This is a genomic window from Pseudomonas sp. COW5 (genome assembly GCF_026240005.1).
Taxonomy (GTDB): domain Bacteria; phylum Pseudomonadota; class Gammaproteobacteria; order Pseudomonadales; family Pseudomonadaceae; genus Aquipseudomonas; species Aquipseudomonas kribbensis.
The window spans coordinates 5,476,262-5,496,271 of the sequence record NZ_JAPHVP010000001.1 but is presented as its reverse complement, the minus strand read 5'-3'; the positions used below and the strand labels follow the sequence as shown (position 1 = coordinate 5,496,271).

The 20,010-nt window shown below is 60.9% G+C and carries 17 protein-coding genes; 14 read left to right on the top strand and 3 right to left on the bottom strand.

Going from position 1 to position 20,010, the window contains the following annotated elements:
• Positions 1-15: 15 nt before the first annotated feature.
• The 9 genes from OQ248_RS25090 (at position 16) to OQ248_RS25050 (ending at position 12,264) form a co-directional block, all read left to right on the top strand.
• Positions 16-900, top strand: coding sequence for a TatD family hydrolase (locus OQ248_RS25090; protein ID WP_085709939.1), 885 nt, complete (start codon positions 16-18; stop codon positions 898-900).
• Entirely contained in the window at positions 897-2,129 is a 1,233-nt protein-coding gene (gene eboE, locus OQ248_RS25085) for a metabolite traffic protein EboE (RefSeq protein ID WP_265814424.1), read from the top strand. Before OQ248_RS25090 ends, eboE begins: the two co-directional genes overlap by 4 nt.
• A complete protein-coding gene (locus OQ248_RS25080; protein ID WP_265814423.1) occupies positions 2,119-3,564 on the top strand; it encodes a nucleotide pyrophosphatase/phosphodiesterase family protein in 1,446 nt (481 codons plus the stop codon). Before eboE ends, OQ248_RS25080 begins: the two co-directional genes overlap by 11 nt.
• A complete protein-coding gene (locus OQ248_RS25075; RefSeq protein WP_265814422.1) occupies positions 3,543-4,685 on the top strand; it encodes a hypothetical protein in 1,143 nt (380 codons plus the stop codon). The genes OQ248_RS25080 and OQ248_RS25075 overlap by 22 nt, the downstream gene beginning before the upstream one ends.
• 10 nt (positions 4,686-4,695) lie before the next feature.
• A complete protein-coding gene (locus OQ248_RS25070; RefSeq protein WP_265814421.1) occupies positions 4,696-7,065 on the top strand; it encodes a hypothetical protein in 2,370 nt (789 codons plus the stop codon).
• A gap of 65 nt (positions 7,066-7,130) precedes the next feature.
• Positions 7,131-8,051 (top strand): hypothetical protein, encoded by a 921-nt coding sequence (locus OQ248_RS25065; RefSeq protein ID WP_265814420.1) that lies wholly within the window; start codon positions 7,131-7,133, stop codon positions 8,049-8,051.
• A gap of 19 nt (positions 8,052-8,070) precedes the next feature.
• Positions 8,071-9,363, top strand: a complete 1,293-nt coding sequence (locus OQ248_RS25060) for a hypothetical protein (protein ID WP_265814419.1) — start codon at positions 8,071-8,073, stop codon at positions 9,361-9,363.
• A 3-nt stretch (positions 9,364-9,366) separates the two neighbouring features.
• Positions 9,367-11,184 carry a hypothetical protein gene (locus OQ248_RS25055; RefSeq protein WP_265814418.1) on the top strand — a complete coding sequence of 606 codons (1,818 nt, stop codon included), beginning with the start codon at positions 9,367-9,369 and terminating at the stop codon, positions 11,182-11,184.
• A 30-nt stretch (positions 11,185-11,214) separates the two neighbouring features.
• Entirely contained in the window at positions 11,215-12,264 is a 1,050-nt protein-coding gene (locus tag OQ248_RS25050) for a hypothetical protein (protein WP_265814417.1), read from the top strand.
• A 46-nt stretch (positions 12,265-12,310) separates the two neighbouring features.
• On the opposite strand, the gene OQ248_RS25045 is transcribed toward OQ248_RS25050, so the two are convergent.
• Positions 12,311-12,619, bottom strand: a complete 309-nt coding sequence (locus OQ248_RS25045; protein WP_265814416.1) for a cupredoxin family copper-binding protein — start codon at positions 12,617-12,619, stop codon at positions 12,311-12,313.
• 14 nt (positions 12,620-12,633) lie between these two features.
• Positions 12,634-13,605: a metallophosphoesterase gene (locus OQ248_RS25040; RefSeq protein ID WP_265814415.1), complete on the bottom strand. Its 972-nt coding sequence runs from the start codon at positions 13,603-13,605 to the stop codon at positions 12,634-12,636.
• A gap of 154 nt (positions 13,606-13,759) precedes the next feature.
• Between OQ248_RS25040 and OQ248_RS25035 the strand changes: the two genes are divergently transcribed.
• Together OQ248_RS25035 and OQ248_RS25030 are read left to right on the top strand one after the other, a co-directional pair.
• Positions 13,760-14,272 carry a sigma-70 family RNA polymerase sigma factor gene (locus tag OQ248_RS25035; protein WP_265814414.1) on the top strand — a complete coding sequence of 171 codons (513 nt, stop codon included), beginning with the start codon at positions 13,760-13,762 and terminating at the stop codon, positions 14,270-14,272.
• Positions 14,265-15,011: an anti-sigma factor gene (locus OQ248_RS25030; RefSeq protein WP_265814413.1), complete on the top strand. Its 747-nt coding sequence runs from the start codon at positions 14,265-14,267 to the stop codon at positions 15,009-15,011. Before OQ248_RS25035 ends, OQ248_RS25030 begins: the two co-directional genes overlap by 8 nt.
• Before the next feature lie 18 nt (positions 15,012-15,029).
• Here the strand turns inward: OQ248_RS25030 and OQ248_RS25025 are convergent, their stop codons facing one another.
• On the bottom strand, positions 15,030-15,935 hold the full coding sequence (locus OQ248_RS25025; RefSeq protein ID WP_265814412.1) for a helix-turn-helix domain-containing protein: 906 nt from the start codon (positions 15,933-15,935) through the stop codon (positions 15,030-15,032).
• A 162-nt stretch (positions 15,936-16,097) separates the two neighbouring features.
• Here OQ248_RS25025 and OQ248_RS25020 point away from each other — a divergent pair, with 162 nt between their 5' ends.
• The 3 genes from OQ248_RS25020 to OQ248_RS25010 all read left to right on the top strand — a co-directional run bounded on the left by OQ248_RS25020 (position 16,098) and on the right by OQ248_RS25010 (position 19,984).
• Positions 16,098-17,456 (top strand): glutamine synthetase family protein, encoded by a 1,359-nt coding sequence (locus tag OQ248_RS25020; RefSeq protein WP_065257395.1) that lies wholly within the window; start codon positions 16,098-16,100, stop codon positions 17,454-17,456.
• A 141-nt stretch (positions 17,457-17,597) separates the two neighbouring features.
• Positions 17,598-18,686 carry a polyamine ABC transporter substrate-binding protein gene (locus OQ248_RS25015; protein ID WP_265814411.1) on the top strand — a complete coding sequence of 363 codons (1,089 nt, stop codon included), beginning with the start codon at positions 17,598-17,600 and terminating at the stop codon, positions 18,684-18,686.
• Entirely contained in the window at positions 18,683-19,984 is a 1,302-nt protein-coding gene (locus OQ248_RS25010) for an FAD-binding oxidoreductase (RefSeq protein WP_265814410.1), read from the top strand. Before OQ248_RS25015 ends, OQ248_RS25010 begins: the two co-directional genes overlap by 4 nt.
• The last annotated feature ends 26 nt before the right edge of the window (positions 19,985-20,010 follow it).

The window sequence follows — 20,010 nt, the reverse complement described above, 5'->3', positions numbered from 1 at the left end:
TGACGAGGATTCACCATGCCCAAGTATTTCGATCCGCATATTCACATGGTCAGCCGCACCACCGACGACTACCAGAACATGGCCGCCGCCGGCATTACCGGGGTGATCGAACCGGCGTTCTGGCAGGGTCAGGCCCGCACCAGCGTCGGCAGTTTCATTGATTACTTCGACACCCTGCTGGGCTGGGAGCGCTTTCGCGCCAGCATGTTCGGCATCCATCACTTCTGCACCATCGGCCTCAATCCCAAGGAGGCCAATGATTTGTCGGTGGCCAACGAAGTGCTGGAGATCCTGCCGCGTTATCTGGTGAAGGACGGCGTGGTGGCGGTCGGTGAAATCGGCTACGACGACATTACGCCCGAGGAAGACCGTTTTCTCGCCGCACAGCTGGAACTGGCCAGACAATTCAATCTGCCGGTGCTGGTGCACACGCCGCACCGCGACAAGATCGGCGGCACCAAGCGCACGCTGGCGGTGATTCGCGAGGTGGGAATCAACGAAAATCTGGTGATCATCGATCACCTCAACGAACTGACGTTGCCGCTGGTACTGGACAGCGACTGCTGGCGCGGTCACTCGATCTACCCCAACACCAAAATGTCGGAACAGCGCATGGTCGCCCTGCTCCAGGAGTACGGCACCGAGAAGATGGTGGTCAACAGCGCCGCCGACTGGGGCATCAGCGATCCGCTCAAAGTGCCGAAAACCGGTCAGGCGATGTTGGCGGCGGGTTTCAGCGAGGCCCAGGTCGAACAAGTGCTGTTCCACAACCCGGTGGATTTTTTCGCCCAGAGCGGCCAGTTGGACAAAACCCTGATCAGCACGCCGCTGCCCATCGATCAGCGCCGGCAATGGCAGGATAACTCTGCCCTGCGCGGGCAGGAGCCGGTGATCAAATGAGTGCCGGCATGGGTTGGGCTGCCGCGCAGGTCGGGTATTGCAGCAACGTGCACCCGACCCATGACCTGGCCAGGCTGAAGGCCTCCATCGAACAGCACTTTCAGGGCGTGCGCGCACAACGCGGGTTGAAACAACAGGACAGTGGACTGTGGATCAGCGCCCTCGCCGCCACCGGGTTACAGCAGAAATCCGCGCGTGCGGAGTTCCTCGGCCTGCTGCAACGCAGTGGACTGCGACTGACCTCGCTCAACGGTTTTCCCTACGGACAGTTTCATGAGGGGGCTGTGAAAGCCGCCGTGTACCTGCCCAGCTGGGCCGAGCCAAAGCGCCTGGCGTACAGCCTCGAACTGGCGCAGATCCTCGCTCAGGCGTTGCCGGCGGACTGTCATCAAGGGGTGATTTCCACCGTGCCGCTGGGATACGCCGCCACCTGGAGCCCGACACTGCAACAACGTGCCGAGTTTCAATTGCGCGAACTCACGACTGCACTCGCCAGGCTGCATCGGGAGACCGGCAAGAAAATCGTGTTCTGTCTGGAGATGGAACCGGACTGCGTGCTGGAAAACACCGATCAGGCCATCGCCTTCTTCCGCCGCTGGCAAACCACCGATCCGCACCATGAGTATCTGGCGCTGTGTTTTGACGTCTGCCACCAGGCCGTGATGTTCGAAGACTGCTATCGCTCGCTGGTCAGGCTGCGTCAGGCGCGGGTACCCATCGGCAAGATCCAGCTGTCCAATGCCCTGGTCTGTCGCCTGCCCTCTGCGGACGACAGCCGCCGCGAACGGGTCCTCAAGACCTTGCGCGACTTTTGCGAAACCACCTACCTGCATCAGGTGAAGGCGCTGGACGCGCAGGACCGCTTGGTGGCCTGGGCGGACCTGCCCGCCGCCCTCGACGATTGCGCGAAGCACCCGGATCGCCATGCCGAGTTGCGTATTCATTTCCATATCCCGCTGTTCAGCGAACAGCTGGTGTTGCCCGAGCTGAGCGGCAGTCAGATCGCCCTGGCGCAGACCTTCGACTATCTCGCCGACCATCGGGAGTTTCGCCCCGTGCTGGAGGTGGAAACCTACAGCTGGGGCGTCCTTCCCGCCCAACTGCGCCCGACCACCGAACACGCCCAGCTGCAGGGCATCGCGGCGGAACTGAAATGGGTCGAGGAGCAGTTGCGCCAACGGCAACTGTTGCAGCCACAAGCGCAGGAGACCTACGCCGATGCCCTCTGAACAACCACGCCAACCGCTGCTGCTGATCAACGTGGTCGGGCTGACGCCGGCGTTGCTGGGCGACGCGACCCCGAACATCAATGCCCTGCTCAAAACCGCAAAAATGGCCAGCCTGCAACCGGTGTATCCGGCCGTCACCTCGTCGGTACAGGCCTCGATCCTCACCGGACGGCCGCCGTCCGAACACGGCATCGTCGGCAACGGCTGGTATTTTCGCGATCAGGCCGAAGTGAAGTTCTGGCTACAGCCCAATGCGTTGATCCAGGGGGAAAAGGTCTGGGAAACACTCAAGCGTGAGATCCCGGGGTTTCGCTGCAGCCAGTTGTTCTGGTGGTACAACATGTACGCCGACGTGGACGCCGCCATCACCCCGCGTCCGCACTACCCCGCCGATGGCCGCAAATTGTTCGGCCTGTATTCGTCGCCCGCTTCGTTGCACGAAACCATCGAACGGCAGATTGGCGAGTTTCCCTTTCCGGGGTTCTGGGGTCCGGCGGCGGGCATTGCGTCGAGCCGCTGGATCGTCAATTGCGCCATCGCCGAATTCCAGCTCAATCGGCCCGACCTGCAATTGATCTACCTGCCGCACCTCGACTACAGCTTGCAGCGCGTGGGGCCCGATCATCCGTCGATTGCCGATGAGGTGCGGGCCATCGATAAGGAAGTCGGGCGTCTGCTGGCGTTCGCCGATCAACAAGGCGCGGCGGTGATGTTGCTGTCGGAATACGGGATCGAAGCGGTCAACCAATCAGTGTCCATCAACCGCGTGCTGCGCTCGGAAGGTTTGCTGGAAGTACGCCAGTCGCTGACCTGGGAACTGCTCGACCCCGGCGCCAGTGCTGCGTTTGCCGTGGCCGATCACCAGATCGCCCATGTCTACGTGAAGAACGCTCGGGACATTCCCCGCGTCAAAGCGTTGCTGCAGCGCCAACCCGGTATCGAGCAGGTGCTGGACAAGGCCGAGCAACGGGCCTTTGCACTGGATCACCCGCGCAGCGGCGAACTGGTGGCCGTGGCCGCCGCGGGTTACTGGTTCGATTACTACTACTGGTTCGACGATCGCAAGGCCCCGGACTTTGCCCGCACCGTGGACATCCACCGCAAGCCCGGCTACGACCCGCTGGAGCTGTTCATCGACCCGGCCATTCGCTTCCCGAAACTGCGAGTCGCGCGCCGCCTGCTGCAGAAAAAACTCGGTTTCCGTTACTACATGGACCTGATTCCACTGGACACCGGACTGGTCCGGGGCAGTCACGGCCGCCTGCCCGAGCGCGAGGAAACCGGCCCGCTGCTCATCACCAATTGCGATCTGCCGCTGCCGCAAACCCTGGCGGCCACGGCAGTGAAACAACTGCTCCTTCAGCATTTTCTGGGGCACCTCTACCACCACTCGGCCAATGCCAAGGAGCTTCCATGCGGCGAGCCATTTCTTTAACCGTTCTCAGTGCACTGGCCGGTTTGGCTCAGGCACAGGACACCAACAGTTTCGATTGCAACCAATTCCTCAAGTTTGGAACCGACATTGCCAAGACCCGGGCCGCGTTCCAGCAGAGTCCCGAAACCATGGCCTGGAACTGGTTCGTCTGTCTGAACCAGTTCAGCCCCACCCAGGCCAGCAACCGGGTGTGGGAAACCATGAAGCCTTCGGACCAGGTCTACCTGCCCGATGGCGCTGCGCCCGGCGCCTACGCCAGCCCCGTGCCGCCTCCGACCGAGGTACTGACACAGGCCCGAACGCTGGGGATGGACCTGAACCGGACCTTCCACAACATCAATGCCACGCAACAGGTCGATGGCCTGGCGCTGCACATGGGCGGCGCTGTGCCTGCTTCTCAGAAAGGCAACCCGGTGCGTTTTCAACTGCTGATGGGTCAGGACACCTTCGATTACATCGTGCAGCGTCAGGTCTACAACATGAACGGTCAGGCCGCGCTGCCGGACAACCTGGACTTCCCGGCCACCGCGTGGGAGTTGAAGGCCGCGTGGCTGTGGATCGGCTCGGACACCACCTACCGGCAAACCCTGGCCAACGACGGTTACTACATTGGTCAGGCTTATTACGAGCAGGATGACGGCACCTATCAGGTCGGCTATGCAGCGTTGAGCGGGCTGCATGTGGTCAACAAGCTGGACGCCAACTGGGTCTGGACCACCTTCGAAAACGTCAACAACAGCAAGTACACGGTGACCAACGCCCCCACACCGACGCCGATGACCAACACCACCGGGCCGACTCCGACCGCCAAACCGGTGAACGTCAGCTTCCAGGCCAGCAACCCGACGCTATCGAAATACGAACTGATCGGAGTCGAGTTCCAGCCCGTCACCCAGGTGCTGGCCAACTCGCAGCTGGAGTCGGCGTTCCAGAACACCTCGTCCTGTCTGGCCTGCCACGGCACCGCGGCCTACTCGAACGACAAGGGCTACTACAACTTCGCCATGAAACAGGATGGCGGCATCGTCTACCCGACCACTCCGCTGCCGGCCTCCGACTTCGAAGGCTACAAAAAACTGGACTTTGTCTGGTCGCTGAAGCGCGCCCAGTGGCAACGCTAAGGAGCACGACATGAGCGTATTGAATTTCCCCCGGATCTACCTCAACGGCCATATGTTCTGGAACCCGCCGACGGCCAACAACAACGACGTGCTGCCGCTGTATGACGCGGTGAAGATGGATATCAACTGGCCGTTTACCCGCTACTACGACATCACCCAGGAGAACGCTCCCACCACCCTGATGCCCTGGATCATTTCACCCTTGGAGCAGAATAATCTGCCGCCCTATGTACAGCAGGTTCCGGGCAACGGAGGCCCGAACACCTTCCCGTTCATACCCGCCGAATGGGACCTGTTTGGCGACAACGCCTGCGGGACAGTGAGTTACCAGAGTACCCGCTCGACCATTATTGGCGGCGAGTTGCAGGCCAACACCTACATTGCTCAGGACGCGCTGGTCGGCAGGGACTTCCAGTTGCTCGGCAATCCCTTTGGCAGCAATACCCCGACCGCCGCCCGCTTCGTCGATATCAGCCCGTGGCAGAACACCTTCACGGCGCTGTACTTCGACAAGTTGCAGCTGGGAGATGCCACCTGTGGCCTGACGTTGAACCGGCAATACCGGATGCTCGACCGCTTCCTGACGTTCAATTGGGCCGGCGACTTCCGTGGGCTGGTGCATGTCACCACCACCTGGCAGACCTGCTTTCCCCGGGACAATCTGGAATGGGTCATTGGCGATTCCGTCCTGCTGAGCAATCTCCAGCATCAGATGGAGGCTCAAAATGCTCAGGGCCTGATGTTCAGGTTCGCCACGTACCTCACCTGTTACGACAGGAACGGTGTGTTCAACGACTTCCCGTACGTCGACACCCGCGACAATGTCCCATCGGCGCAGGCCCGTTTGAAGGCGATGTATCAGAAGGGGCTGGACAACGTTTCCGATATTTTCTTCAACCCCGCCTACAACCGTACCGTCGCGACCCTGGGTCTGTGGTTCGACCACGAATACCCGACGGCGCCCGCCGGCCCGCGTCTGGTCAGCGCCCAGAAGATCATGGTCACAAGCCCCGACATGCCTGAGCCGACAAGCACCAATCTGGGTGTGACCTCGGCGCAGATCACCAACAACACCCTGTCGCTGGATCTAGCCAACACGTTCCCGTTCTATCCGCTGGACAAGACCGCCGATGTCCTGACGGCCGAGAAGTTCCAGGCCGGCGACTTCAAGCTGGGCGTATCGCAGAACGGGAATTTCGTGCCGGTGGTCGACATTGGTTTCGAGCAGTACCGACAGTCGGCCTTCGATAAGCGTTCGGGCCTGCTGGATATCCCCCTCAGCGCCACGCAAGCGACCACCCTGCAATCCGGCCCGCTGGAGCTGCAGCAAAAGACTTCATCAGGCCCCGTGAAAGCCGCCGTTCAGCAAGTCTGGACCGCCGAGGTGGTAGAAAGCGGCACCTTCGTCGACGTGAACGATCACAAGACGCTGAACATCATGGTGCAGAAAAATGGTCAACCGGCCGCCAACACCACACTCTGGGTGGTGGAATACGGCAACCCCTACAACGTGACCACCAGCGACTACTACCTGACGTTCCTGAATAACCCCGACTTCACGCTGTTCTACGACAACGCAGACCGCAACAAAAACACCGCCAACCTGCCACAGTTCAAGGGCACGGCGCCTGTAGCGAACTACCTTGCCACCGGCAGCGGTCGTCGACTGGTCAATCTGGAAACCAAAGACAAACCGGTGGGCGTTGAGGTCAGTTATCAGTCATTCATGAATGGCTCAAGTAAACCGATCACGGTCCCCCTGACCCCTTGCCTGCAATTCGACGCCGGCGTCTACACCAGCGGAACGCTGGATAACGATCAGACGGTGGATTACTCCTACGTCGCCACCACCACCGACGCCAACGGCATCGCCCAGGTGAGTTTCAAGGCTGTGGCCCCGGGTTTCCCTACGCTGCGTTTCATCGTCAAGGAGGACACCAGCGACCCGGACATCCCTTTCAGTTTCGCGCTCACGGACGCCCAGACCGACTTCCTCGCCCCGCTGCGCGTCCTGCCTCTGGACATGCAGCTGCAGCAGGACTTCGTCAACTTCTGGAACGAGATCTACAAGAACAAGGATGCGCCCGAAGCGATCTGGGATGAGTTCATCTACCCAAGGGTGCTCAAGACCTTCTACTACCTGTACCCGATCATGAACAAGTTCATGCCGCTCAACTCCCGCACGCGGGTGGAAGGCGCTGTCGATCAGTTGATCCGGCTGATCAGCAAGGAGTACCAGGAAGAAAGCACCCTCGCGATGCCCATCACCCGCGACTTGTCGCAGAGCCGTCGCGCCGTGCTGGAGTTGTGGGCGCAGAAACTGGTCAAGCGCAACTTCCCGCCCATGCAACTCAAGATGAGCGATTACGACGACCTCTGATCCATCAGGAAAGGTGAGCCACTGCGGGCCTCGCGCCCGCAGTGCGCCTTGCCAGGGAGTGACCCATGAACGTCAGCCTCTTGAACCGTCTGTTGCTGTTGATCCTGTTGTTTTGCCCGTCTGCATTCGCCCAGGACAGCGGCGCCGTCTACTTCACCAATGGCGTACACAACACGCTGGGGTGCAATGAACAGAACGGCAATTGCATCGCCAAACGCAATCCGGGTGAGCCTTCCGACCCGTTCTTCCCGGCGTTCTGGATCAGTAACTGGACCATGTACCGGGTGATGCACAACTACGAAAACAACCCGCCGCCCTACAGCAACCCGCCAACGACCCTGAAGCCTGCGGACTACACCGTCTCCCGGGGGACGAGCTATTACGACACCACCTACATCCCGCCGGACGGCGACGGCTTCGGCGCGATGATGGAGCACTACGAGAAATACTGCCTGCCGATCTTCCCGATCAAGAACAACAACTACACCTGCACGTTCGTGTCCCTGGGCAACAAGGCGTATTTCCTGACCTATCCGCAGGATCGCCCGAAAGACATGCCGGCCTGCTGCATGTTTTCGCCGATGAATCATCCGCCTCGGCAGGACTTCATCGAACACCTGCCCTACAGCGCCGCGCGCAGCAAGAATCTCGATGGCAGCGTGCAGGCCTACGCCCTGGATCTCGACTCGCCACAAGGCCCGATCCTGTTCGGCTACGCCTTCTACAAAAAGATGTCGGGGCAACCGCCCTACCGGCCGCCGCAGTCGTTCTTCTTTTCCGGCGATACCAGCGTCGCCAACGCACCGATCGTGAGCCAGAACTACACCGACTTCCGCATCGCCAAACCCGACCCGAAACAGACCTGGGCGCAGGTCGCCGCCATGTGCCCGTCGAACCCGCCACCCTGCCAGTTGTTCGAACCGCCGGCTTCGCAGAGCAACGGCCAGAAGGCGCAGTGGAACAAGCTCATGCAGCGTAAACCGTGATCAACGACGAAGGATCGCCATGAAAACCACACTCTGTTTTTCCGTGATGTTGCTGGGTCTGGCCAGCCTCCCGGCGCTGGCCAGGGAACAAGCCATGCCATCGATGCAGGCCAGCCAGTTGAACTGCCAGCCGCCGAGCACCGCACCGGCCGCCACGGCCGGTCAGGATCAGTTCGATCAATACAGCTGGCAGATGTTCATCGCCCTGAGCTGGCCGGCAAAGAGCGGGCAGCGCGGCAATCCCGACTGCACCAAACAGCCCGGTGCGGCCGGCTACACCGTCTGGCAGACCTACAAGACCGTGGGGGAAATCTTTCTGCCGAACGCCGCCAATCCGGGGCCGTGGAATTCCCCGCAACTCGCAAAAAGCTTCAACATCATCAACATCGCCTCTTTGAAAAACAGCGCTCAGGTGAACGCCGTCGATCAGGCGGTCGGCGGCTGGCTGATCGATCAGGCGAAAAACCCGACCTACTACGATATTTCGGCCAACGAGACTTCATACAACTACATCGTGGGCAACAACTTCTATAACGCCGACGTCGTCTCCAAAGCCAACAACATCACGTTTCCGTGGGGTGTCATCGAGATCAAGTCGAGCTGGCGCATCCTCACTCCCCATGACAACGCCAGCCGTTACCTGACCATGCTCGCCCGGGTGGCGACCTTCGATGAGCAGGGCCAGAAAAACGGTGTCACCGAGGCGTTTCTGGGGCTGGTCGGCCTGCACATCATCACCAAGGCCAACGGTTATCCGCAGTGGATCTGGTCGACGTTCGAACAGGTCGACAACGTTCCGCCCAAGGCACTGGTGAACGGCCAATGGGTCGATCAGCCGGTCGCGGGCACAGCCTATTCCTACTTCAACGCCGCTGCGCCTGCCGCATCCCTCAACCAGTCGCCGTGCGACTGGCAGACTCAGGGCCCGCATCAGGTCTGTGTGCCCAAACCCGGCACCACGTTCCAGACCCCGAACCCGCTGAACCGGGTCACGCCGATCGCCGACATCACCAACCAGATCAACGCCAGTTACCAGGCCGATCCGGGGCTGCAAAACAGCGTGTTGAAGTACTACCAGCTCATCACCACCCAGCGCCCGCTGATGCCTGACAACCCGAGCAACCCGCTGGGCCAGCCGACGCCGGCACTCTCGGCCAACGTGACCATGGAAAGCTACATCCAGCCCAACAGCAGCTGCATGAACTGCCATTCCATGGCGACCCCGGTCAAGAGCCCGTACAAGTCCGATTACTCCTACCTGTTCAAATTCGCCAACTCGCCGCTCGGCAAAACCATCAAGGACGGGAAATAAATCATGAGCATCCTCAACGGCCCGCGACTGAATTTCTGGGGCGGCATCCGCACGGATGTCAGCCTGCCGAACAACTCACCGACCATTCCTTATGACGGCGATGACAACTGGCCGATCTTTGACCTGACCACTTCGACCCTGGCATCGGGGGCCCGGTCCTATACCGACGATCAGTTGAACAGCATGATCAATGCGCCTACGGGCGACTACTACACCGCCGGTGGCTGGAATCATTACGGGCAACATGTCGTCGACATGCAGAATGCGCTGATCAGTTCTCAGGGCAGCCCGGGCAGCGTCAGTACCACCGGGGATCTGGTGGGCCAGCCGGTCTATCTGCTGGGTTCCGTGGACCCGGTGACCGGACAGAAGCCGGTTTCAGGCCCGATGATGGTCGACCTCGACCCCACCTCGACCACCACCACCCAGATATTTGTCGGTGGCCTGCAAATCGGTGGCAGCAGCAACATCCAGTTGCTGATTCACGACAATGCAGTCTGCAGCAGCCTGGATCTCGGCAAGCGGGTGCTGCAGCCAACGCCGAAGGAGCTGGATGCACCCGGTTCCTGCCGTATCAGTGGCACCTTCCAGTTGACCTTCCCGCTGAGCAGCATTGTCAGCTGGAACCAGAACAGCGCCGGCTTGCGATCAATCATCCAGGCTCCGGGTGCCACCGGTATCGTCCTGCGCTTCGTGATGTTCGAAATGTGCCCGACGATGACCACACCCCAGTTGCAAGCCGATTATGCCGCCGGCAGGGACACCCCGAACCCGAGCATCGGCCGGGTCATCGGCACATTGGCGCCGGCGTTCGCCAATGAGCCGCTGGACTGTCAGGCGGGCCGTCAGATCGTCAATCAGGGCACGGGCGGCACGGGTTACGCCGACCTGAGCAACCCGGCCATGCTGAGCGTCGACATGGTCAACATCATTCCGAAACAGACGTTCAGGGCCGTCCGGGATGACATCACCAGCCCTATTGGACCTAATGGCAATTACGGCACTGTCACCGTGGCAGCCGGCGAGACCACCCTGGGCACACTCGATCCGACCAGCAGTCCCCTGTTCGACTATTACGTGTATGGCGGCATTGTCGATCTGCCGCTCAATACAGCCCAACAGTCGGCGGTCAGATCCTCGCCGCTGGCCATCAGCGCCCCCGACTCGGTCGCCGGGACTACGTTGCAGGCCACGGAGTCTGTCTATCGGATCTACGCGGATCAACGCAGTGTCTATACCGAGGACTACCCGCAAGGTCTGTCGATTACGCTGCAGGTCCGGTATCTGGGGGCTGCGGTGACCAGTACAACCGAAATCGATCTCACCGCCGGGCCCTCGGGGCCGTATTACACGCAACAGCGTTACTGCGACTTCCTTTATTTTCCCCCTGCGCTGACGGTGAGCCCCGGTCAGTTGTCCGTCACGTTCTCCGTCAACGTAAAACCCGCCGCAGCGCCCCTCGCCGGATTCGTCGCCCTGACCTACACCGTCAACGGTCAGGACAGCGGCACCTATTTCACCAACTTCCGCAAATACGCCCAGACCGACTTCGGCATCCCCAGAGGCACCACCATCACCTGGGAACAGATGTACCCGAACGTCCTGCGTTTTCACTATCTGGCCTTCCCGGCCATGTCCCGCTACATCCCGCTGAACCAGCCCGACGCGATCATGGGCGCAAAGAACCCGATCCTCGCCCGAACCTCGGATGCCTACAAAGGCACGACGCTGTTCATGCCCGTGGTGAGGTCGATGTCGCCTTGTCAGCGGGCGTTGTTGCGGGCCTATCTCACGGGCGAACCGTGGCAACCACCGCAATAATCGCGCCCCTCGGCCCATGGAGAAAAACCTATGACTGTTCATATTCCTGCGCGCCCCCGCGAGACGCTGCGCCCGAGCACCATCATCGCCGAAGGCTTGCTGAACCCGCGTGGCGCCTGCCTGCAAGCCGATGGCAGCCTGCTGTTGGTCGAGGCTGGTTCGGGCCTGCCGGACCAGAAGTTCAGCGGCCGCATCAGCCGATTGCAACCTGACCCGCTCCACCCCGGCGCCTGGCTCGCTCGCGAAACCGTGGCTCAGGGTTTTCGTTCGATGAACATGCAGGCCCGCATGCTGCGCGACGAAATCATGGGTCTGTCGGACATCGCCTGCGGTGACGGTCGCTGCCTGGTCAGCCAGACCGACTATGTCGCGGGTTCGAAACTGCTGGATCTGCAATACACCCCGCCGGAGCCTGTGTTTCACAGTCGGGGCAATCTGAATGCGCTGTGTTATCACCCGACCCGCCGCAGCTGGCTGGCGGTCAAACCCGATACCAACCAACTGGTGGAATTCAGCCGCGGCGAGGATGAACAGGTATTGGTGCAGTTGCCGGATCTGGACATGGGCCAGGAAGCCGTCCCCGTCACGCTGGTGTACGAACCGACGACAGACGCGGTGCTGATCAGCCTGTTTTCCGGTGAGCTGCAAAGCGACCCGGCCCGCAAAGGCATCGACTTTGACAATCAGGCCGGCCAGGTGATCCGGGTCTGGCCCGACACCGGCCGGATCGAAGTGCTGATTCGCGGCCTGCAACTGCCCACCGGACTGGCGCTGTGTCCGCAAGGAAATGTGTTGGTGCTGGAGCTTTGCAGCCGTCTGCAACAACCGCTGCCGCCTGACTGGAATGGCGAAACCCTGCATGGCGGATTTACCCGGTTCAGCGGGCGACTGTTGAGCTGCAATCTGCAAACCAGCGAAGTGACCGTACTCGCCCGGGACCTGGATACCCCGTCCAACCTGTGCCTGGTGCAGGACGCGGTGCTGGTGAGCGAAGGCATGGGGTTGACGGGGCGACCGTTGCCCACGCCGGATAACAAGGTGGTTGCATTGAACGGCAGGCTGCGTCGGGTTCAGCTCTGAAAACAGATGGAAAAAGGCGCGGCCCTGTGAGAGCCGCGCCCTCTGTTTACTGAGTCACCACAATTTTGCCGATCATCTGCGGATGCAGTACGCAGAAATACTCGAACTCGCCCGGCGTATTGAACACCCAGGAAAAACTGTCATTGGTGTCCAGCGCCCCCGAGCGGAACACCTTGTGGGTTTCGGCCACCGTGTGCGGGATCTGGTCGTCATTGACCCACGTCACCTTGGTGCCGACGGCCACGGTCAGGTCCTTGGGGCCGAACATGAACGCCTTGATGTCGACTTTCACCTCCTGCGCCCATACCGGCATCGACAAAAACAGGCACAGCACTGCCAACAGTCGCGCTTTCATTGAGCCGCCCTCCCCTAGACCAGTGTCGAATCGATCAGCGCCAACGGATGATCGCCCTGTGTCGCCCGCACTTCGGTGATCCCCAGATAGTTGCGCAACTGATCGGCCGCCACCGTCATCGGCCCCGGTGACGGAGCCGCGCCCGGTGCCGGTTGCGGATAGGCCGTGCCACGGGCGGTGTGGAAGGTGATGTTGCCTTCGACTTTCTGGATCACCTGATGGATATGCCCGTTCAACACCGTCACCGAGCCATACTTGCGCAGCATCGCGATCGCCTGATCGCCATCCTCGGTGCCCCATCCCCAGGGCTGATAGATCGTCCACAGCGGAATGTGGGTGAACACCACGATCGGCGTACTGGTCGATACCGCGCGCAAATCATCGGCCAGCCACGCCAGTTGATCGGCGCCGAGGTTGGCTTCGTGTCCGGCCTGGAAGTTGAAGACATTGACCAGCGCGATGAAATGCACGCCATGGTCATCGAAGCTGTACCAGCCGTTGCCTTTGGTGCCCTTGCCGTAACGTTCGAGATAGAGCTTGCCGCCGCCCTCGTCGAGGGTGTCGTGTTCGCCGGGGATGTAATGCACGGTGGACGGCAGGCCTTTGAGCACTTGCGCCGCGGTGTCGAATTCTTCGGCCTTGGACAGGTGGGTGATGTCGCCGGTGTGCAGGATCAGCGACGGCCGTTTCGGCAGCGCGATGACCTTGTCGATCGCCACTTGCAGGGTCTTCACCGGCTCCGGATTGGCTTCCTTGTTGAAGCCGATGTGCGAATCGCTGATCTGCACGAAATGAAAAGTGCTGGCCAACGCCTTGGGATCGCTGACGTTGCCCGCCTCATCCATCGCAAAGGCTCTGGGAATGCCGCCACTCAGGGCCCAGAGGACCCCGGCCCCGGCCCACGCCGAGCATTTGAGCAGCGTTCGCCGGTCCGGGTTGCTCAGAAAGCCGTCGGTGCGCAGTGGATGTTTTGTTTGATTGTCCATCGGTAGGTCCTCGCTGGCGGACTACAGTGATGTAGCTGACACCAGAGAGAACTTTGCGGTCCGGGCGTTTATTCCACGCCGCAAAACAAATTCTTTTCAGGGAATAAAACACGACGCATCACGGTTATAGGGGTGTGACGGTGCGGAAGCCACTATGAATCGATTCGAGGAACTGATTGCGCCGCACCTGGACGCGGCTTACAACCTCGCGCGCTGGATCACGGGCAACGACGCCGCTGCACGGGATGTCGTGCAGGAAAGCGCCTTGCGCGCCTTCCGGTTTTTGCAGCGATTTGCCGATGGCAACGCCAAGGCCTGGTTCCTGACCATCGTGCGTAACGAAAGCTACACCTGGCTCAAGGCTTCGGCCGGGCGCCACTGGGTCGCCATCGATGACGAAACCGGTGATATCGACGGCGCGCTGAGTCACGGCCAGAGCCCGGAACTGTTGGCCATTCACACGGAAAACGCGGCGTTGCTCCAGCAAGCCTTGAGTGCCTTGCCGCCGGCGTTTCGCGAGGTCATTGTGCTCAAGGAACTCGAAGACTTGCCCTACAAGGACATCGCGCTGGTGGTCGACATTCCCATCGGCACCGTCATGTCGAGGCTGGCCCGGGCCCGCGCCATGCTCAAGCTCGAACTACTGAAGTTGCACGATCATGAATGAACTCCACTGCACGGTTTGCCAGACACAACTGCAGGGCTATCTGGACCAGGAGCTTGATCCGGCGATGGCGGCGGATGTCGCTGCGCATCTGGCCACCTGCGCTGACTGCGCGCGGCTGCATGATGAGGCAAAACTGTTGAAGGTCAGTGTGAAGCGCCATGCGCAGTATTACTCCGCGCCGGCATCACTGACGGCCAGCGTGCTTGCCGCCGTTGCGCCGGCTTCGTCGAGCCCGTTCGAACGCTGGCGAAAATGGTTCGCCCCGGCAATTTCAGCAGCGGCCCTGGCCCTGGCGATGGTGCTTTACGTGGCAACACCGGGCAGCGAACAGCCGTTGATGGACGAAGCCGTCTCCAGCCACGTGCGCTCATTGATGGGCGCTCACTTGAACGATGTGGTGTCGTCCGACCGCCACACCGTAAAACCCTGGTTCACCGGCAAACTCGACTTCTCGCCCCCCGTCGTTGACTACTCGGCACAGGGTTTTCCATTGCTCGGCGGGCGGCTCGATTACCTGCAACACCAGGCCACCGCCGCCCTGAGTTACGGCCGGGCCAAACACATCATCAATGTGTTCATCCTGCCGACGACGGACACCGACAAACCCTCGCAGAGCCAGACGATTCGCGGTTTCAACGTGGTTTCCTGGCAGGCTGGCCACATGCGCTTCGTGCTGGTTTCCGATGTGGAGAAGGGTGAGCTGGAGGCGCTCGGCCAGTTGCTCAGGAACGGCGTTTGAAAGGATGTATCCCGTCCGTTAGCGGCACGATCGCTTCAATGTCTCACTCGGCAACTCATTGAACAGCGCCCGATAGCTATTGGAAAACCGCCCCAGATGCCAGAACGACCAGTTCATCGCCACTTCGGCCACCGTGGTGCCTGAAGCGGCTCCCTTGAGCAGTTCCCGGCGGGCACTGTTGAGCCGGCGCAAACGCAACCACTGAGTCGGTGACATCCCGGTGTAGGCCTTGAACGTCTGCTGCAACTGTCGCAACGACACCCCGGCCACCTGGGCCAGTTCCAGCAGATTGAGGGTTTCTTCCGGCGAATCCGCCGCCCATTCCCCCACGCGCTTCATGGTTTGCCGCTCTTCGGCGCGGCGCTGCAAACCGCTGCTGTCCAGACACACCCGGGCGTTATCGAGGATGAACAGGCAGTCCTCCAGCAACTGTTGGGTCAGTGCTTCTTTGCTTGGCTGATCAAGGGTTTGCGACAACTTCGTGAGAGTCGAGCTCAACCAGCGGCTGAACAGCGCGTTCTGCGCGCCGTTGAGCGGCGCCATGAACAGGCCCTCCAGCCGGGCCACGTCCAGACCGTTGCGGCGGACGAACTCGGGGCCGAACACCACGGCGATTTCCTGGTAGTTCTCCGGGGTGATCCAGATGTTGCGGCTCTCTTCGTTCAGCAGATAGAGCGCGTTGTCACTGCGATCGAAACAGAACGCCAGAGACCCCGAGGGCGCACTGAAATTCTGCTCCACACGGGTGTTCATCTGTTCTTCGTAGACCTCCACGCCTTCCAGGTCCAGATAGCGGATTTGCCCGGCGAAATGCCCCGGCGACATCTGCTGGTAATGCTGGACCCAGCCCGGTGTGGCGCGAATCTGTTCGGCGACATCGGCGGTGTTGAAAGCTTGAACCTGTAGCGGATTACACGTTGTCATGGGAGACCTTGCGCACTCTTTTGGTGCGCTTTGGTGCTGCTGAAAGTGGATAGATGGAACGGCAAGGCCCGCCCAAGATAGTCGTCAACGCGCCACAGGGGAAGCCTGCGAAAGATGAAATCGCATTTCCCCCGCGTCAATAAAACCAACGACGAGGTCTTTATGAATGCCCCTTTCGATCAGCTGTTCACATGGCTGAAAGATCACAAGATTACCGAAGTGGAATGTGTGGTCAGCGACCTGACCGGCATCGCCCGCGGCAAAATTGCACCGACCAACAAGTTCCTGCATGAGCGAGGCATGCGCCTGCCGGAAAGTGTGCTGCTGCAAACGGTAACCGGGGATTTTGTCGACGACGACATCTACTACGACCTGCTCGACCCGGCCGACATCGACATGGTCTGCAAACCGGTGAGCGATGCGGTGTACGTGGTGCCATGGGCCATCGAACCGACGGCCATCGTGATCCACGACACCTTCGACAAGTTCGGCAACCCGATCGAACTGTCGCCGCGCAACGTGCTGAAGAAAGTCTTGCAGCTGTACACCGACAAGGGCTGGAAGCCGATAGTGGCGCCGGAGATGGAGTTCTACCTGACCCAGCGTTGCGAAGATCCGGACTTGCCTTTGAAGGCACCGCTGGGTCGTTCCGGCCGTGCTGAAAGCGGTCGTCAATCGTTCTCCATCGACGCGGCCAACGAATTCGATCCGCTGTTCGAAGACGTCTACGACTGGTGCGAACTGCAAGGCCTGGATCTCGACACGCTGATCCACGAAGACGGCCCGGCGCAGATGGAAATCAACTTCCGCCACGGCGACGCGCTGGATCTGGCCGACCAGATCACCGTGTTCAAGCGCACCCTGCGTGAAGCTGCACTCAAGCACAACGTCACCGCGACCTTCATGGCCAAGCCGATTGGCGATGAACCCGGCAGCGCCATGCACCTGCACCAGAGCGTGGTGGAAATCGCCACCGGCAAACCGATTTTCGCCAACGCCGACGGCAGCATGAGCGACCTGTTCCGTCATCACATCGGTGGTCTGCAGAAACTCATTCCAAAAGTGCTGCCGATGTTTGCGCCCAACGTGAACTCGTTCCGCCGCTTCCTGCCGGACACTTCGGCACCGGTCAACGTCGAGTGGGGTGAAGAAAACCGCACTGTGGGCCTGCGGGTTCCGACTTCCGGGCCTGAGGCGATGCGCGTGGAAAACCGTCTGCCCGGCGCTGATGCCAACCCGTATCTGGCGATTGCCGCAAGCCTGCTGTGCGGCTACATCGGCATGGTCGAGGGCATCGAGCCAAGCGCTGCCGTCGAAGGCCGCGCCTATGAACGCCGCAATCTGCGCCTGCCGATCACCATCGAAGAGGCCCTGACCCAGATGGAAGAGTGCGACACCGTCGCCGAATACCTGGGCAGCAAGTTTGTGCGTGGCTACGTGGCGGTGAAACGTGCCGAGCATGAAAACTTCAAGCGCGTGATCAGCTCCTGGGAGCGTGAGTTCCTGTTGCTGAGCGTCTGAGACCTTCATTGACTGATCCATCGCTATCGCGAGCAGGCTCGCTCCCACATTTGAAATGCATTCCCCCGTGGGAGTGAGCCTGCTCGCGATGGCACACCAGAGAATCACCTGAAAAATCCAATAATTCGAAGAGGTGTCGATATGCGTCTGTTGAAATCCCTGATTCCCGCCGCTCTGGCCCTGGCTTGCAGTGCCGGTGCGCAAGCCCAACCCCAGGTCAGCGTCTACAACTGGACCGATTACATCGGTCCGACCACCCTCGCCGACTTTCAGGCCGGCAGTGGCATCAAGGTGATCTACGACGTTTTCGACTCCAATGAAACCCTCGAAGGCAAACTGCTCGCCGGTCGCACCGGTTATGACGTGGTGGTTCCCTCCAACCACTTCCTGGCCCGCCAGGTGAAGGCCGGCGCGTTCCTCAAACTGGACCGTTCGCAACTTCCGAACTGGAAGAACCTCGACCCGAAACTGCTGGCCCTTCTTGAAAAGAATGATCCGGGCAACGAACACTCGGTGCCGTACCTGTGGGGCACCAACGGCATCGGCTACAACGTCGACAAGGTCAAACAGGTGCTGGGCGTCGACCACATCGATTCCTGGGCTGTGCTGTTCGAGCCGGAGAACCTGAAGAAACTCACCCAGTGCGGCGTGTCGATGATGGACTCGGCGGACGAAGTGTTCCCGGCCGTCCTCAACTACATGGGCATGGACCCGCGCAGCGAGAACCCGGAAGACTTCAAGAAAGCCGAAGCCAAGCTGCTGAGCATCCGCCCGTACATCACCTACTTCCACTCGTCGAAATATGTGTCGGACCTGGCCAACGGCGACATCTGTGTGGCGTTCGGTTATTCCGGTGACGTGTTCCAGGCGGCCAACCGCGCCAAAGAAGCGAAGAACGGTGTGAACATCGCCTATGCGATTCCAAAGGAAGGCGCGAACCTGTGGTTCGACCTGCTGGCGATTCCCGCCGATGCCGGCAACACCAAGGAAGCCCACGCCTTCATCAATTACCTGCTCGATCCGCAGGTGATCGCCAAGGTCAGCGCCTCGGTCGGCTACGCCAACCCGAACCCGCCGGCCAAGCAATACATGGACGTGGCACTGGTCAGCAATCCTGAGGTTTATCCGCCTCAGGAAGTGCTCGACAAACTCTATATTTCCACCACCCCGCCCCAGTCGATCATGCGTCTGATGACCCGTTCCTGGAGCAAAGTGAAGTCGAACAAATGAATCAGTACACCCAGGAACACGCTCGCTCCTACTACGCCGCTTCGGCTCGGGCGAGCACGCAATACCCTGCACTTGAAGCTGACCTGATCGCCGATGTCTGCGTGATCGGCGGCGGCTTCACCGGCGTCAATACCGCCATCGAGCTGGCCCAGCGTGGCCTCTCGGTGGTGCTGCTCGAAGGCCGGCGCATCGGTTGGGGCGCCAGCGGGCGCAACGGCGGCCAGTTGATCCGTGGCATCGGCCATGAAGTCGAGGGCTTCGCCCGTCATGTCGGCGCCGAAGGCGTGCGCTACCTGCAACAGGCCGGCGTCGACTCGGTGGAGCTGGTGCGCCGACGCATCGAAGACAACGTCATCGAGTGCGACCTGCGCTGGGGCTTCTGTGAACTGGCCAACACCCCGGCGCAGTTCGAGGCGTTCAAGGCTGAACAGGACAGTCTCGCGGCTTCGGGTTATGCCCATGCAACGCGACTGGTCGGCCCTGAAGACATGCGTCGGCAAGTCGTCAATTCGGGTGTCTATAAAGGAGGCCTGATCGACATGGGGTCGGGCCATCTGCACCCGCTCGACCTGGTGCAGGGCGAAGCACGTCTGGCAGCGTCGCTCGGGGTGCGGATTTTCGAGCAGAGCCCGGTGCTGGAGATCGTCCATGGCACGACGGTGCAAGTGCGCTGCGCTTCAGGCACGGTGCGCGCCGGCAGTCTGGTGCTCGGTTGCAACGCGCATCTGGATGAGCTTGAGCAACAGCTCAGCGGTAAAGTCCTGCCCGCCGGCAGCTACATCATCGCCACCGAGCCCTTGTCCAGGGAACGCGCCGCCGAGCTGATCCCGCAGAACCTCGCGCTCTGCGACCAGAAAGTCGGCCTCGACTATTACCGGCTCTCGGCGGACCGGCGCCTGCTGTTCGGCGGTGCCTGCCACTATTCCGGCCGGGATCCGGCGGACATCGCCGCCTACATGCGACCGAAGATGCTCAAGGTATTCCCGCAACTGGCGGACGTGGGCATCGAGTTTCAGTGGGGCGGCAAGATCGGCATCACCGCCAATCGTTTCCCGCAGGTCGGACGGCTCAAACAGCATCCGAACGTGTTCTACGCCCAGGGCTATTCCGGCCATGGCCTGAACGTCACCCACTGGTGCGCCAAGTTGCTGGGCGAAGCGATTCATGCCGGCCACAGCCAGGGCATGGACGTGTTCAGCGGCGTACCGCACATGACCTTCCCCGGCGGCCCGGCGTTGCGCTCGCCGCTGCTGGCACTGGGCATGTTCTGGTATCGCCTGCGGGAAATGCTGGGCTGAGGCTCGCCGATTTGCTCTATCGCAAA